The sequence below is a fragment of the Rhodococcus sp. P3_B8 genome, from assembly GCF_056402775.1.
In genome coordinates, this window is sequence record NZ_JBFUGT010000014.1 from 59,837 (window position 1) to 73,862 (window position 14,026).

General features: G+C 67.1%; 12 protein-coding genes. 5 read left to right on the top strand and 7 right to left on the bottom strand.

What is annotated here, in order from left to right; genetic code table 11:
* Positions 1-31: 31 nt before the first annotated feature.
* The 4 genes from xylB to AC1D1G_RS08675 are packed head-to-tail and all read right to left on the bottom strand — an operon-like array spanning position 32 to position 4,836.
* Positions 32-1,423 carry a xylulokinase gene (gene xylB, locus AC1D1G_RS08660; RefSeq protein ID WP_477951731.1) on the bottom strand — a complete coding sequence of 464 codons (1,392 nt, stop codon included), beginning with the start codon at positions 1,421-1,423 and terminating at the stop codon, positions 32-34.
* On the bottom strand, positions 1,420-2,343 hold the full coding sequence (locus AC1D1G_RS08665; RefSeq protein ID WP_477951732.1) for a carbohydrate kinase family protein: 924 nt from the start codon (positions 2,341-2,343) through the stop codon (positions 1,420-1,422). Before AC1D1G_RS08665 ends, xylB begins: the two co-directional genes overlap by 4 nt.
* Positions 2,340-3,821, bottom strand: coding sequence for a mannitol dehydrogenase family protein (locus tag AC1D1G_RS08670; RefSeq protein ID WP_477951733.1), 1,482 nt, complete (start codon positions 3,819-3,821; stop codon positions 2,340-2,342). Before AC1D1G_RS08670 ends, AC1D1G_RS08665 begins: the two co-directional genes overlap by 4 nt.
* Before the next feature lie 10 nt (positions 3,822-3,831).
* The gene (locus tag AC1D1G_RS08675) at positions 3,832-4,836 is read right to left on the bottom strand and encodes an NAD(P)-dependent alcohol dehydrogenase (protein ID WP_105414377.1); all 1,005 of its coding nucleotides are present in this window, start codon (positions 4,834-4,836) and stop codon (positions 3,832-3,834) included.
* A 151-nt stretch (positions 4,837-4,987) separates the two neighbouring features.
* Between AC1D1G_RS08675 and AC1D1G_RS08680 the strand changes: the two genes are divergently transcribed.
* The 5 genes from AC1D1G_RS08680 to AC1D1G_RS08700 are packed head-to-tail and all read left to right on the top strand — an operon-like array spanning position 4,988 to position 10,365.
* Positions 4,988-6,010, top strand: a complete 1,023-nt coding sequence (locus tag AC1D1G_RS08680) for a sugar-binding transcriptional regulator (RefSeq protein WP_247251081.1) — start codon at positions 4,988-4,990, stop codon at positions 6,008-6,010.
* Positions 6,011-6,062: 52 nt separating this feature from the next.
* Positions 6,063-7,388 carry an ABC transporter substrate-binding protein gene (locus tag AC1D1G_RS08685; protein ID WP_280781361.1) on the top strand — a complete coding sequence of 442 codons (1,326 nt, stop codon included), beginning with the start codon at positions 6,063-6,065 and terminating at the stop codon, positions 7,386-7,388.
* Positions 7,385-8,350, top strand: a complete 966-nt coding sequence (locus tag AC1D1G_RS08690) for a carbohydrate ABC transporter permease (RefSeq protein ID WP_477951734.1) — start codon at positions 7,385-7,387, stop codon at positions 8,348-8,350. Before AC1D1G_RS08685 ends, AC1D1G_RS08690 begins: the two co-directional genes overlap by 4 nt.
* Complete coding sequence (locus AC1D1G_RS08695) at positions 8,350-9,228, top strand: carbohydrate ABC transporter permease (RefSeq protein ID WP_280781217.1); 879 nt, start codon at positions 8,350-8,352, stop codon at positions 9,226-9,228. The genes AC1D1G_RS08690 and AC1D1G_RS08695 overlap by 1 nt, the downstream gene beginning before the upstream one ends.
* 51 nt (positions 9,229-9,279) lie before the next feature.
* Positions 9,280-10,365, top strand: a complete 1,086-nt coding sequence (locus tag AC1D1G_RS08700) for an ABC transporter ATP-binding protein (protein ID WP_283332085.1) — start codon at positions 9,280-9,282, stop codon at positions 10,363-10,365.
* A 64-nt stretch (positions 10,366-10,429) separates the two neighbouring features.
* Here the strand turns inward: AC1D1G_RS08700 and AC1D1G_RS08705 are convergent, their stop codons facing one another.
* From AC1D1G_RS08705 to AC1D1G_RS08715, 3 genes are all read right to left on the bottom strand, one after another.
* Positions 10,430-12,079, bottom strand: a complete 1,650-nt coding sequence (locus tag AC1D1G_RS08705; protein ID WP_477951735.1) for an AMP-binding protein — start codon at positions 12,077-12,079, stop codon at positions 10,430-10,432.
* A 193-nt stretch (positions 12,080-12,272) separates the two neighbouring features.
* Positions 12,273-13,073 carry an SDR family NAD(P)-dependent oxidoreductase gene (locus AC1D1G_RS08710; protein ID WP_477951736.1) on the bottom strand — a complete coding sequence of 267 codons (801 nt, stop codon included), beginning with the start codon at positions 13,071-13,073 and terminating at the stop codon, positions 12,273-12,275.
* Positions 13,070-14,026, bottom strand: coding sequence for an acyl-CoA dehydratase activase (locus AC1D1G_RS08715; protein WP_477951737.1), 957 nt, complete (start codon positions 14,024-14,026; stop codon positions 13,070-13,072). Before AC1D1G_RS08715 ends, AC1D1G_RS08710 begins: the two co-directional genes overlap by 4 nt.

The following is a 14,026-nucleotide window of genomic DNA, read 5'->3' on the forward strand; positions in this document are numbered from 1 at the left end:
CCCGTGCGTGGTTGAGGAGTCCTGAGACTCTTTAACCACGCACGGGCGCGGAGCGCCTATACCGCTCGCGCACTTCGGGTGCCGGGTCGGCCTCGTAGCGCCGGGTGGACGTCTGATCCCACTTGGGTGGTTCCGGGGTCCCGGCCAGCGTCCAGGCCGCCTGCCTGCAGGCGCCGATCGCGACGTACTCCGCCGGTTGCGGCACCAGGACCGGGGCCCCGAAGATGGCGGGCGCGAGTTCGCACAGTGCCTGTGAGCGGGCGCCGCCGCCGACGAGGAGGATGCGACGCACCGTGACGCCCTGGGCGGTCAGGTGGTCGATGCCGTCCGCCAGGCCGCACAGCAGCCCCTCGACTGCCGCGCGGGCGAGGTGGGCGGGGGTCGAATTGGCCAGCCGGAGTCCGTGAACGGAGCCGGTGGCGTTCGGACGGTTGGGGGTGCGCTCACCCTCGAAATACGGCACCATCACCAGTCCGCCACTGCCGGACGGCGCCGACAGCGCCAGCCGCGACAGTTCGTCGTGATCGACGCCCAGCAGCGAGGCGGTCGCGTCGAGCACCCGGGCAGCGTTCAGCGTGCACACGAGGGGCAGTTGACGTCCGGTGGCATCGGCGAAGCCGGCGACGAAACCGCCCGGATCGTTCGCCGGTGTCACGGACACCGCGGACACGACGCCCGACGTTCCCACGGAGACGACGACGTCGCCTTCCTGGGCGTCGAGAGCCAGTGCGGCGGCGGCATTGTCGCCGGTGCCGGGGCCGACGGCGGCGCCCCAGCGGGTTTCCCCGATCTTCTCGGCCGGGTGGGCCACGCGCGGCACGGTGGCCGTGCGTCCGCGCAGCGCCAGCGACAGCAGGTCGGGACGGTAGGAATCCGTGGCCGCAGAGAAGTATCCGGTGCCGCTGGCGTCGCCGCGGTCGGTGGCCAGGGTGCCGAGATCGGACCTGCCGGTGAGCTGCCAGCCGAGCCAGTCGTGGGGCAGGCACACCGCGGACGTCCGGTCGGCGTTCGCCGGTTCGGAATCGGCGAGCCAGCGCAGTTTGCTGACGGTGATCGCGGCGAGCGGCACCACACCGACGGCGTCCGCCCACGCGTCCGGACCACCGAGGTCGTCCACCAGTTGGGCGGCGGCGTCGGCGGAGCGAGTGTCGTTCCACAGCAACGCCGGACGCACGACCGTCCCGGTGTCGTCGAGGCACACCATGCCGTGCTGTTGCGCGCCGACCGAGACCGCGGCGACGTCGTCGAGTCCGCCGGCGGCGGCGATGGCGCTGTCGAGGGCCGAAGCCCACGCCTGCGGGTCGACCTCGGTGCCGTCCGGATGCGACGCCCTGCCCTCGCGGACGAGTTCACCGGTGTCGGCGTCGCAGACGATCACCTTGCACGACTGGGTGGACGAATCGATGCCCGCGACGAGGGTCATTGCCGGACACCCGCCGCGCGATCCAGTGTCTCGCGGGTGGGCAGGTCCGCCCCGGCACGCGCGACCGTGAGACCCGACATCAGCACCGCGTTGTCCAGCACGTTCCGCACTTCCTCCGGGGCGATCGCGTGGAGGGCGCCGCGGCTCTCCGCGCCGAGGAAGCCGTGCGACCAGAACCCGTCGAGGAGCCCGGCCATGAACGCGTCGCCCGCGCCGACCGTGTCGACCACCTCGACGTTGCGGGCCGCGACCTCGACGAGTCCGGCCGCGCAGACCGCGAATGCGCCCTCGGCGCCCTTCGTCACCGCGACCATCGCCGGGCCGCGGGACAGCCACTCGCGGGCGATGTCCTCGGGATTTCGGTCGGGGTCGTACCAGCGGAGGTCCTCGTCGCTGACCTTGACGATGTCCGAGATCGACACGAGGTGCTCGATCCGCTGCCGGGCGCGTGCCTTGTCGGTGATCAACACCGGTCGTACGTTGGGGTCGTAGCTGATGGTCGCCGACGAGCGGCGGCGGTCGAGCATGTCTGCGACGACGTCGCAGCCGGGTTCCATCACGGCGGCAATGGAACCGGTGTGGACGAGCGCCGGTGTGGACGACCCGCTCGGGCAGGGAAGGTCCCACTCGATGTCGAACTCGTAGGTGGCGGATCCGGCGGAATCGAGGGTGGCGTGGGCCGTCGCCGTTCGCTGCGCGGTGATGCTGCCGGGCGCGAGGCTCACTCCCGACTGCTCAAGGTGCCGGACGATCGCGCCGCCTCTCGTGTCGTCGCCGATCCGGGTGACGAATTCGACCGGACGACCGAGCCGGCCGAGGCCGACCGCGACGTTGAGCGGGCTGCCGCCGACATACTCGGTGGTGGCGCCGTCGCTCGCCGTCACGATGTCGATGAGAGCTTCACCGATGACCAGACTCATGACTGCACCTTCTCACGCAGAGCCTCGAGTGTCTCCCGTGCACCGACGCTGTACAGCGAGTCCAGCGCCCAGAGGTACGCGGTGACGAAGCGCGGATTGTCGGCCAGGTCGCCGAAGACAGACTGATTCTCGATGAAGGCAGTGCGGTTCTCGTGCTGGCTGCGCGCGATCGGCACGAGGGAGTCCTTCAATTGGTCGACGACGTCGATGGGCTCGCCGTCCTCGTCGACTCCCTCGGCATACCGGGCCCAGCTCGCCACGATCGCGGCGGACAGTCGAACGGGCCGGTCGGCCAGCAGGTTTTCGCGGATCACGGGCAGCAGCCACTTCGGGATGCGGTCGGAGGATTCGGCGCACAGGCGGGCGACGGTGTCGCGGATCTCGGGGTTGGAGAATCGTTCGATGAGCGTGCGCTTGTACTCGTCGAGATCGACTCCGGGCACCGGCGCCAGGGTGGGCGTGGCCTCCTCGTCCATGTACGCGAGCAGGAAGTCGGCGAAGAGTGGATCCTGCGCGACGTCGTGCACGAGCCGGTATCCCGACAGGTAGCCGAAGTAGCAGAGGCCCTGGTGGCTCGCGTTGAGCAGACGCAGCTTCATCAGTTCGTAGGGTTCGACGTCGTCGACCACCTGGACGCCGACGTCCTCGAATGCCGGGCGACCGAGCGGGAAGGCGTCCTCGAGCACCCACGACGTGAACGGTTCGGCGGCGACGGGCCACTGGTCGTCGATGCCGAACCGCGACGACAGCGCCTCCGTCACCTCGGGGGTGGTGACGGGCGTGATGCGGTCGACCATCGAGTTGGGGAACGACGTCTCCGCGCGCATCCACGCCGCCAGTTCGGGATCCTTCAATTCGGCGTACGCCAGGAACATCTTGCGCGCCACGTCGCCGTTGCCCTGAATGTTGTCGCAGGACATGATGGTCGGCGACGGCAGCCCGCGCGCTCGGCGCCGGGCCAGTGCCTCGACGACGAGTCCGAACGTGGTCCGCGGCGCGGCGCCGTCGGTGAGATCGTGTACGACATCCGGGTTCTCGGCATCGAACTCGCCGGTGTCGTGGGTGAAGTTGTAGCCGCCCTCCGTGATCGTCAGTGAGACGATCTTCGTGGACTCCGCGGCGATCTTCTCGATCACGGCCTCGGGGTCGTCGGGGGCGAAGAGGTAGTCGACGATGGACCCGATGACGCTGACGTCCCAGGTGCCGTCCGGGTGCCGCAGCGCCAGCGTGTACAGGCCGTCCTGCGCGTCGAGGACGTCCTTCATGCGCCGGTCACCGGGCAGGACCCCGACCCCGCAGATGCCCCACTCGCGGGCCTCCCCGCGTCGCAGCAACCGGTCGACGTACATCGCCTGATGTGCGCGGTGGAATCCGCCGACACCGAAATGCACTATCCCTACGGTGATGTCGCTTCGATCGTAATTCGGCACCTGCACGGTGTCGTCGAACTGTTGCAGTGCCTGCGCGCACAGTTGCATCGGTCTCTCCTCATTCCTGGACGCGTACGACGGCCTTGAGGCTGCCCGGCGTCCGGTCTGCGTTCAGTGCTTGCTCCGCTTCGGCGAGCGGAAATCTTCCGGTGACCATCGAATCGAGGTCGACCCGCCCCGACCGCGCGAGGGCGATCGCCGTCGGCCACGTGTTGGCGTAGCGGAATACCCCGGTCAGTACCAACTCCCGGTTCTGGATGGTCTGGACCGGCAGTGTCATCTCGGGGGCGCCCATGCCCACCAGAACCACGGATCCCGCGGGCCTGACGGCCTGGATTCCGGCCAGCACCGCACTCGGGGCGCCGGACGCGTCGACGAACGCGTCCACGTGGAGTCCCGCGACGTCCTGCTCGCGGGGGTCGAGCACCGCGGTGGCACCGAATTTGGTTGCGACGTCGCGTCGCCGGGGATCGAGGTCCGAGACGACCACTTCGGTGGCACCGAACGCGAGGGCGGTCTGCACCATGGCGATTCCGATCGGCCCCGCGCCCGCGATCAGAACACGGGATCCCGCCGTCACTCCGGCTTTGCGGGTGGTGGCGATGGCCACGGACAGCGGCTCGCACAGCGCGGCCGCGTCCTCGGACATCTCGTCCGGAATCGCATGGGCGAACGCCGAGCCGATGGTCACGTATTCGGCCAGCGCCCCGTCGATCGGCGGGGTGGCATAGAACTGCATGTGCGGGCACAGGTTGTAGAGACCGCGCCGGGATTCGTCGGTGTCCGGGTCGGGGCGTTGCGGTTCGATGGAGACACGCTGCCCGATACGCGCTGCCGGGACCCCGTCGCCGACACCTACGACGGTGCCCGACGCCTCGTGGCCCAGCACGATCGGCTGTTCGACCACGAACTCGCCGATGCGGCCCTCGCGGTAGTAGTGGGCGTCCGATCCGCAGACACCTACCGAGGCCACGCGGACCAGGACGTCGCCGGGGGCGGGAGTGGGCACGGGGCGTTCCCGGATCTCGATCACACCCGGCTCGACGAGCACGCTGGCACGCATCGTCCTGGGGATATCCGAAGGGAGTGTTGTGTGGGTCACACTTCGATGCTAGCGTACTGAGCAGATGAACGCATAGTGATCATTTGCTCACGGTTTCCCCGGGGCTCCGAAGACACACACGACGGACCCGGGATCATGGCGAGGAGAACCAGTGACGTCCCCCAACTCGACGGCCCCGACGCCGTCTCTCATCACGGCACCACCGCCGTCCACGACGGAGGATCTGCGCCTCGCGTTGCGCGCTGCAACGCTGTACTACCTCGACGGAATGACCCAGGCCGAGGTCGCCACACGACTCGGTGTCTCCCGCCCCACCGCGGGCCGGCTGGTGGCACGAGCCCGCGCCCAGGGCCTGGTGCGCATCGAGGTGCAGGCACCCGCGCATCTGCGTGATGCGCTGCGCTCGGACGAGGAGCGCGCGCTCGAGGAGAAGTTCGGACTCGTCGAGGCGGTGGTGGTCGCCGATTCCGTCGACGCCGCCGGTGCGATCGACGACCACAACAGCTTCGCCGGCGTCGGGCGGGCCGCGGCGTCGCTGCTGGTTCGCCGGATTCGCGAGGGCGACACCCTCGGATTCACCTGGGGGCCGGAGACGGTCGCCGTCGCGCAGGGTCTGCCGTCCGGGGCGGCCACGTGCGCGTCCGTCGTCCAGCTCGACGGCTCGGTGAGTGCCATCAACTACCAGACCGGAACGGAGTACGTTCTGGGTAGATGCGCAGAGCAGCTGCAGGCCAACACTGTTCGGCTTCCCGTTCCGCTGTACGCGGACGCGTCGACCGTGGTATCCATGCGGGGCGACTCCGTCATCTCCAAGGCGCTCGAGGCCGGGCGGACCGCGGAAATGATGATGTTCGGAACGGGTGCCGTCTCCACGTCGACCACCCTGTTCGAGGGCAGCTTCATCGACACGGACATGCTGTCCGTGCTCACCGGCCTCGGCGCGGTCGGTGAAGTCGGTGGACGCTTCTACCGGCTCGACGGCACCGAGGTTGCCGGCCCTCTGGACGAACGGGCCATGTCCGTTCCTCTCGACGACATCCGCGCGTGCGAGGGGTCGATCCTCGTCACGGGTGGCGTCGCCAAACACCAAGCGGCACTGGGTGCCCTCCACGGCGGACTGGCCAAGATGCTGGTCTGCGACATCGAATGCGCGCGTTGGCTGCTCGATCAGTAGCACCACGCAAGAGAGGTGAAGATCGGTGAAGAAACACAGGAAACCGGCGACGATGCTGGTAGCCGGAGCGGGAGCGCTCTGCCTCACGCTGAGCGGATGTGCAGGCGCCGGATCGCTGGGCGCGTCGGACCAGACCATCACCATCGCGATGGTCTCCAATTCACAGATGCAGGATGCGCAGAAGCTCGCCTCGCAGTTCGAGGAAGAGAATCCCGACATCGACCTGAAGTTCGTCACGCTGTCGGAGAACCAGGCGCGCGCGAAGATCACGGCGTCCACGGCAACCGGTGGCGGTGAGTTCGACGTCGTGATGATCAGCAACTACGAGACCCCGCAGTGGGCCAAGTACGGTTGGCTGAAGAACCTTTCGGAATACGCCGAGGCGACGGGGGGTTACGACGAGGCCGACTTCATCCCCACCCTGCGCGAGTCGCTGTCCTACGAGGGGAACATGTACTCGGTGCCGTTCTACGGCGAGTCCTCGTTCCTGATGTACCGCAAGGACCTGTTCGAGCAGGCCGGAATCACCCTGTCGGAGAAGCCGACGTGGGCCGAGGTCGCAGCGGCGGCGAAGCAACTCGACTCCGAGGACATGGCAGGCATCTGCCTGCGCGGCAAGCCGGGCTGGGGTGAATTGCTCGCACCCCTCGACACGGTCATCAACACGTTCGGTGGCCGCTGGTTCGACGAGGACTGGAACGCTCAGCTGACCAGCCCGGAGGTGGAACGCGCGGTGCAGTTCTACGTCGACCTGGTGCGCGAGTACGGCGAGCCCGGCGCCGCGACGAGCGGTTTCGGCGAGTGCGCCACACAGCTGGCCCAGGGCCAGGTGGCGATGTGGTACGACTCGACGTCCGCGGTGTCCACGCTGGAGGATCCGGCGTCGAGCGCCGTCGTCGGCAAGATCGGGTACGCCCCCGCGCCGATCGAGGTGAAGGACAACTCCGGCTGGCTGTACAGCTGGTCGCTGGGAATCCCCGAGAGCAGCGAGAATCCCGATGCGGCGTGGAAGTTCATCTCTTGGATGACCGACAAGCAATACATACGCACGGTCGGTGAGGATCTGGGCTGGGAGCGGGTGCCTCCGGGCAGCCGGCTGTCGACCTACGAGATTCCCGAGTACAAGGAAGCCTCGGCGGCCTACGGACCGCTGACGCTCGAGGCGATCGAGAACGCGACACCGGATGCGCCCACCGTGCAACCGGTTCCGTACACCGGCGTGCAGTTCCTGGCGATCCCGGAGTTCCAGGATCTCGGAACCCGCGTAAGCCAGCAGATCAGTGCGGCGATCGCAGGCCAGCAGACCGTGCCCGAGGCGCTCGCCCAGGCACAGCAGTACGCCGAGGTGGTCGGCGCGACCTATCGGGAGGAACGATGACAACCATCGCCGAGAAACCCACCGCGGACGGCACCGCCGACCGGGTGCGGGAACTGCGGGAGGCCAAGGACGACAGCGTCTCCCGCGCCGAGGGATGGCGTCGCCGGGGGCCGTTGCTGCCCGCTCTGATCTTCATGATCGTGGTGACCCAGATCCCGTTCCTGTTCACGCTGTACTACTCGACGCAGTCCTGGAACCTGGTGCGTCCGGGCTCCCAGGCGTTCGTCGGGCTGCAGAACTACGTGGACGTGTTCCAGGACAGCCAGTTCCGTGAGGTCGCGGTCAACACCGTGATCCTGATCGTCGGCACCGTGCTGATCTCGGTGGTGCTCGGATTGCTGCTCGCCCTGCTGCTCGACCGCGCCTTCCTGGGCCGCGGCATCGTGCGTACCCTCCTCATCACCCCGTTCCTGGTGACACCCGTCGCCGGTGCGCTGCTGTGGAAGACCACGATGTTCGACCCGGTGTTCGGCATCGTCAACTTCGTCCTCTCCCCGTTCGGGGTGGGACAGGTCGACTGGGTCAGCAAGTTCCCGCTCGCCGCGGTCATGGTGAACCTGATCTGGCAGTGGACCCCGTTCATGATGCTGCTGATCCTGGCCGGTCTGCAGTCCATGCCGCGCGACATCCTCGAGGCGGCACGGGTGGACGGCGCCAAGCCGATCGCGATGTTCCGCGAACTGACGCTCCCGCATCTGCGCCGGTTCATCGAACTCGGCGCGGTGCTGGGCGCGATCTACCTGATCAACACGTTCGACGCCATCTACATGATGACCCAGGGCGGGCCGGGCACCGCCAGTGCCAACCTCCCCTTCTACATCTATCAGCGCGCATTCCTCGGTTTCGACATCGGGCAGGCCGCCGCGATGGGCGTCATCGTCGTGATCGCGACCATCGTCGTCGCGACCCTGGCGTTGCGCCTGATCTTCAAGAGCTTTTCCGGTAACGAGGAGGCAGCGTAATGAGTACCGACACTGCGGCGGCGCCGGTGGAGTCCACCCCCACCGCGCCGGAGACGAAGCGGGCGCGCAAGCACCGCAAGTTCAGTCCGTGGAGCGTAGTGGCGTGGATCGTGGCGCTCGGCTTCTTCTTCCCCGTGGCGTGGATGGTGCTCACCGCGTTCAAGCAGGAGGGCGACGCCTACACAACTCCGCCGAAACTGTTCTTCACGCCCACCCTGGACCAGTTCAAGGCCGTCCTCGACAGCGGAATCGGCACCGCACTGCTGAATTCGGCGTTCGCGACCGCCATGTCGACGATCCTGGTGCTCGTGCTCGGTGTGCCTGCGGCGTTCGCGCTGTCGCTGCGACCGGTCCGCAAGACGAAGGACGCCCTGTTCTTCTTCATCAGCACGAAGATGCTCCCGATCGTCGCCGCGATCATCCCGCTGTACGTGATCGTCAACGACATCGGCTTACTCGACAACATCTGGGCGCTGATCATCCTGTACACGGCGATGAACCTGCCCATCGCGGTGTGGATGATGCGTTCGTTCTTCCTCGAGGTTCCGGGCGAACTGCTCGAGGCCGCCAGCATGGACGGCGCGAGCCTGTGGACGTCGGTGCGCGAGGTGATCCTTCCGCTCGTGTCACCCGGCATCGCGGCCACCGCCCTGATCTGCGTGATCTTCTCGTGGAACGAATTCTTCTTCGCTGTCAACCTCACCGCCGTTCAGGCACAGACCATTCCGGTGTTCCTCGTCGGCTTCATCACCGGTGAGGGCCTGTACTGGGCCCGGCTGTCGGCAGCGGCGACGCTGGCGGCGCTCCCGGTCATCCTGGCCGGCTGGGTCGCACAGAACAAGCTGGTCCGCGGCCTGTCCTTCGGTGCGATCAAATGATCACCCCGGCAACCACTTCCCCCGACTTCGGTACCCACAAGAGGAGCAATCATGGCTGACATCGCGTACAAGGGCGCATCCTGCATCTACGAGAACGCCGACACGCTGGCGGTCGATACGCTCGACCTCGACATCGAAGACGGCGAGTTCATCGTCCTCGTCGGACCGTCCGGCTCCGGCAAGAGCACCGCACTGCGGATGCTCGCCGGCCTCGAGGACATCGACGAGGGCACCATCGAGATCGGTGGCAAGGACATGGTGGGTGTTCCGTCGAAGGACCGTGACATCGCGATGGTGTTCCAGAACTACGCCCTCTATCCCAATAAGACGGTGGGCGAGAACATGGGCTTCGCTCTGAAGATGCGCGGGGTCGGGGTGGAGGAACGGAAGAAGAAGGTGGCCGATGCCGCCAAGCTGCTCGACCTGACCGACTACCTCGATCGTAAGCCCGGCAAGCTGTCCGGCGGTCAGCGCCAGCGGGTGGCGATGGGCCGGGCGATCGTGCGGGAGCCGCAGGTGTTCTGCATGGACGAGCCCCTGTCGAACCTCGACGCCAAGCTGCGCGTCCAGACCCGCACGCAGATCGCGGCGCTGCAGCGCCGGCTCGGCACCACCACCGTGTACGTCACCCACGACCAGGTCGAGGCCATGACCATGGGTGACCGGGTGGCCGTCCTCAAGAACGGCAAGCTGCAGCAGTTCTCGGCTCCCACCGAACTCTACGATCGCCCGAAGAACGCGTTCGTCGCCGGCTTCATCGGTTCGCCCGCCATGAATCTGATGACTATGCCCATCGTCAGCGACGGCGTGCGCCTCGGGAACTCGACGCTCGCGCTCGAACGCAACCAGCTGTCGGCGCTGCACGCCGCCGGATTGGAGACCGTCACGGTCGGTGTGCGCCCCGAGCAGCTCGAGTTGTCGACCGGAGAGGGCGGCATCGAGGTAATCGTGGACCTGGTCGAGGAACTCGGCAGTGAATCCTACGTCCACACCCACATCGCCGGTGATGGTACGCAACTCACCGCCCGGTCACTGACCCGCACCCCCGCGCGGCTGGCCGACACGGTGTCCCTGCGCAAGCGGGACGGAGCGGTCCACCTGTTCCACCCGGAGACGGGGGAGCGGATCGGCGATTAGAGCGTGCGTGGGCGCGGGCCGATCAGAGATCAGGTCCGCGCCCACCCGGTTGTACGACTTCGAATCAGCTGTTGGACAGCCGTTTCGGTGCAGACTTCTCGCCCAGGTGCGTGGCGGTCAGTGCCCCGGATGCTATCTCCTGCTGCACGCGGAACTTCTGAATCTTGCCGGTGGGCGTCATGGGGAGTCCGTCGGTGAAGTACCACAGCGAGGGCGTCTTGTGCGCCGCGATTCGGTCGCGGCACCAGGCTTTCAATTCGGTCGCGTCCGGCGGATTGGCCGGGTCCGACGGTCGCACGACGGCGCCGATCTGCTCGCCCCACTTTTCATCCGGAACCCCGACGATCGCCACCTCGGCCACGTCCTGGTGCTGGAACAGTAGTTCTTCGATCTCCCTCGGGTAGATGTTGAGTCCGCCCCGGATGATCATGTCCTTGAGGCGTCCGGTGATCCGCAGAAATCCTCGCTCGTCCATCGTGGCGAGATCGCCCATGTACAACCATCCGTCGGCGTCGATGGTCGCGGCCGTTTCGTCCGGCATGTCGGAATAGCCGAGCATCGTCTGGTAACCGCGACAGCAGATTTCACCCTGCTCGCCGATCGGGAGTATCTCACCCGTGACGGGGTCGATGATCTTGACTTCCAGCTCCGGCAGTGGCTGTCCCACGGTGGTCGCCTGATCGGCAGGGTCGTCCGTGACCCGGGTCTGGCTGATCACTCCGTGCATCTCGCTCTGTCCGAACAGAATCGTGAATTGGCAGTCGAGTTCGTCGATGACCCGTTCGACCAGCGACTGGGGAACCGCGGCGGCTCCGGACAGGACGGTATGGAGGCTCGACAGGTCACGACGTCGGCGATCGGGATGCTCGAGAAGCGAGATAAGCATCGTCGGGACCATCAGTGAGTGTGTTCCGCGGCAGGTTTCGAGCATCTCGAGCATTAGGGCGGCGTCGAAGCCGGGCAGGACGACGTAGGTTCCGTGCGCGGCGAACGTTCCGAGTTCGGTGACGGCGCCGCCTCCGATGTGGTACATCGGCATCGCGTTGACACAGACGACATGATCCACCATCCCTGCCCTCTCGAACACGAAGGTGGCTTCGTTGACGATACCTTTGTGATGCAGCAGTGCACCTTTGGGGAATCCGGTGGTTCCTGACGTGTACTGGATCTGCACCGGGGCGGTGGATGCGACGACGGGGAACTCCGTTGCTGGATCGCCGGTCGCGACGAACGCTCGCCACTCGCTCGTCGGGACGACCTTGCGGAGTGCGGGCAGGGATGGCCGGACCTCCGTCAGAACTTTCGTGAGGTCTGCGCCGCGATAGGTCTCCCGGTAGAAGAGTCCGACGCTGCGGGACTGGCGCAGGATGTACTCGAGTTCGTGGGCGCGGTAGGCGGGGTTCACACCCACCACCACCATCCCGGCCATCGCGATCGCTTGTTGCAGGATCACCCAGTCGGCGCTGTTGGGTGCCCATATCGCGATCCGGTCGCCGGGTGCGAAGTGGGCGAGCAGTGCCCTGGCCGCATCCTCGGCGTCGGCGAGGAGTTCACGGTACGTCCATTCTCGCCGACCGACCGCGTCGGGAGTCCCGTCGACGAGGGCGAGGCGGTCGGGTTCTGCTGTCGCGGCCTCGCGCAACAGGTCGCCGACGGTGATGTCGCGGACGCCTGAGCTCGGTGTCGCCGGCCAGAGAGACTTTTCGAGGGGCATGATGCAATCCTGCCTTCGGGCTGTGCGGTGTGCTGGGGAGTTGGAGGTGGGGCGAGTGAGCGCCCGCTACCGGAAAGCCGGAATCGGCTGTGAGGTGCTGTCTCGGTCAGGAGCAATGTAATACATACTTGGAGTGGATAGCTGCGAATCAGTCAAATTATTGGGATGGGGGCTGCCGGCGGTCACCGATCCCTCACCCTGCCGAGATGCCGCCGTTCGGACTCACCGCTTGACCGGTGATCCGGCGGGCCTGCGGGCTGCACAGGAACAACACGAGGTCGGCCACATCTGCCGGCTCGGCGACCCCCAGCGACGCCAGTCGGGCAGCCTTCTCGAACAGCTTCGCGCTGAACGGCTCGGCCATGACGCGGTCGTAGGCGCCCGTGTCCCGGATGAGCGACGGCGTCACCGCGTTGACGCGGATGCCGTCGCGTTTGGCTTCCATCGCAAGTGTTTTGGAGAACATCACGATGGCGGCCATTGCGGCGCCGATGACGGACTCACCGGGTGTGGGGTGCTTGGCGGCGTCGGAGGCGATGTTCACGATTACGCCGCCGCGCTTCGTCCGCATGTGCGGAAGTACGGCGCGGCACATGTTGAGGGGACCGAGGGCCTGCTGCAGCAGGATGGCGGGAACGTCTTCGGGTGGCGTCTCGTGAAAGAGGTTCGGCGTGAACGCGCTCACCGTGCTGTTGACCAGGATGTCGGCAGGTCCCAGCGAAGCACTCAGTTCCTCGGTCACCCGGGTCGCTTCCGCCGGGTCGTTCACATCGCCCGAGGCGAAGAAGGCCCAGACACCCGACGCGAGTGATCGGACCTCCGTCGCCGCCTTCTCCCCGCGCTCGACATCGCGGCCGACCAGACCGATGCGCTGGGTGCCCGCCCGGACCAACTGACGGGCGACCTGTAGGCCGACTCCACTGGTCCCACCCACGATGTAGACGGTGGCCTCGGACAGGTCCGGCACCCAGACCTCGCGTGTGTCTGTATTCATCGGATGTTCCTTTGCAGTTCGAGGGGCACCGGTTCGCCGGTGCCGGGATGGGGATGGCCGGGGCTGCCGTCGCAGTCCTGGCAGTGGGGTGTCCCGGCCGACAGACTCACCTGGACTTGTTCCTCCGTCGCGGCGTCGGATGGTGCCGGTGAGCCGGATCCGCCTGCGTAGTCGTCACGCGCCAGCAGTCCGGCACCGTACGCGCCCGCGATCTGGGGCTGATCGAGTATTTCCACCGGGTGTCCAAGCGCACGCGAGACGTGCAGACGCGCGGCCGGGTTCTTCGCCACTCCGCCCGTCATCACCGTCGGCGTTGCCTTACCCACCTGCGCCACCAGTCCGAGTGTGCGCGCCGCGACCGCTTTGTGCACCGACGCCGCGATGTCGGCCCTCTCACGGCCCTGTGCCAGCAGTGAGATCACCTCGGTTTCCGCGAACGTGGCACACATGCTGCTGACTTCGAGGGTCTCGGAGCCGGCGAGGGCGAGTTCGCCGACTGCGCTGACGTCGACCTCCAGTGCCCGAGCGAGCACGTCGAAGAAGCGGCCGGTCCCGCTCGCGCACCGGTCGTTCATGGCGAACCGTTCCACGAGGCCGTCGTCGTCGACGATGATGGCCTTGCTGTCCTGTCCGCCGATGTCGATCACCAGCCGTACGCCCGGGTGCAGGGCCGCGGCACCGCGGGCGTGGCAGGTGATTTCGGTGAACGTACGGTCGGTGCCGGGGACCAGCTTGCGCCCGTAACCGGTGCTGATGGTGCGCCGGATGTCCGCCTGCGAGACGCCCGCTGCGGCCAACGCACCGTCCATCGCGCGCGCGACCGCCTCGCGGCTCACCGCGCCCATCTGGACGACACTCGACCCGACCAGGGCACCGCTCTCGTCGACCACAGCGGCCTTCGCCGTCGTCGACCCGAGGTCGACGCCCATGACGAACCAACTTCCGGTAGTCAT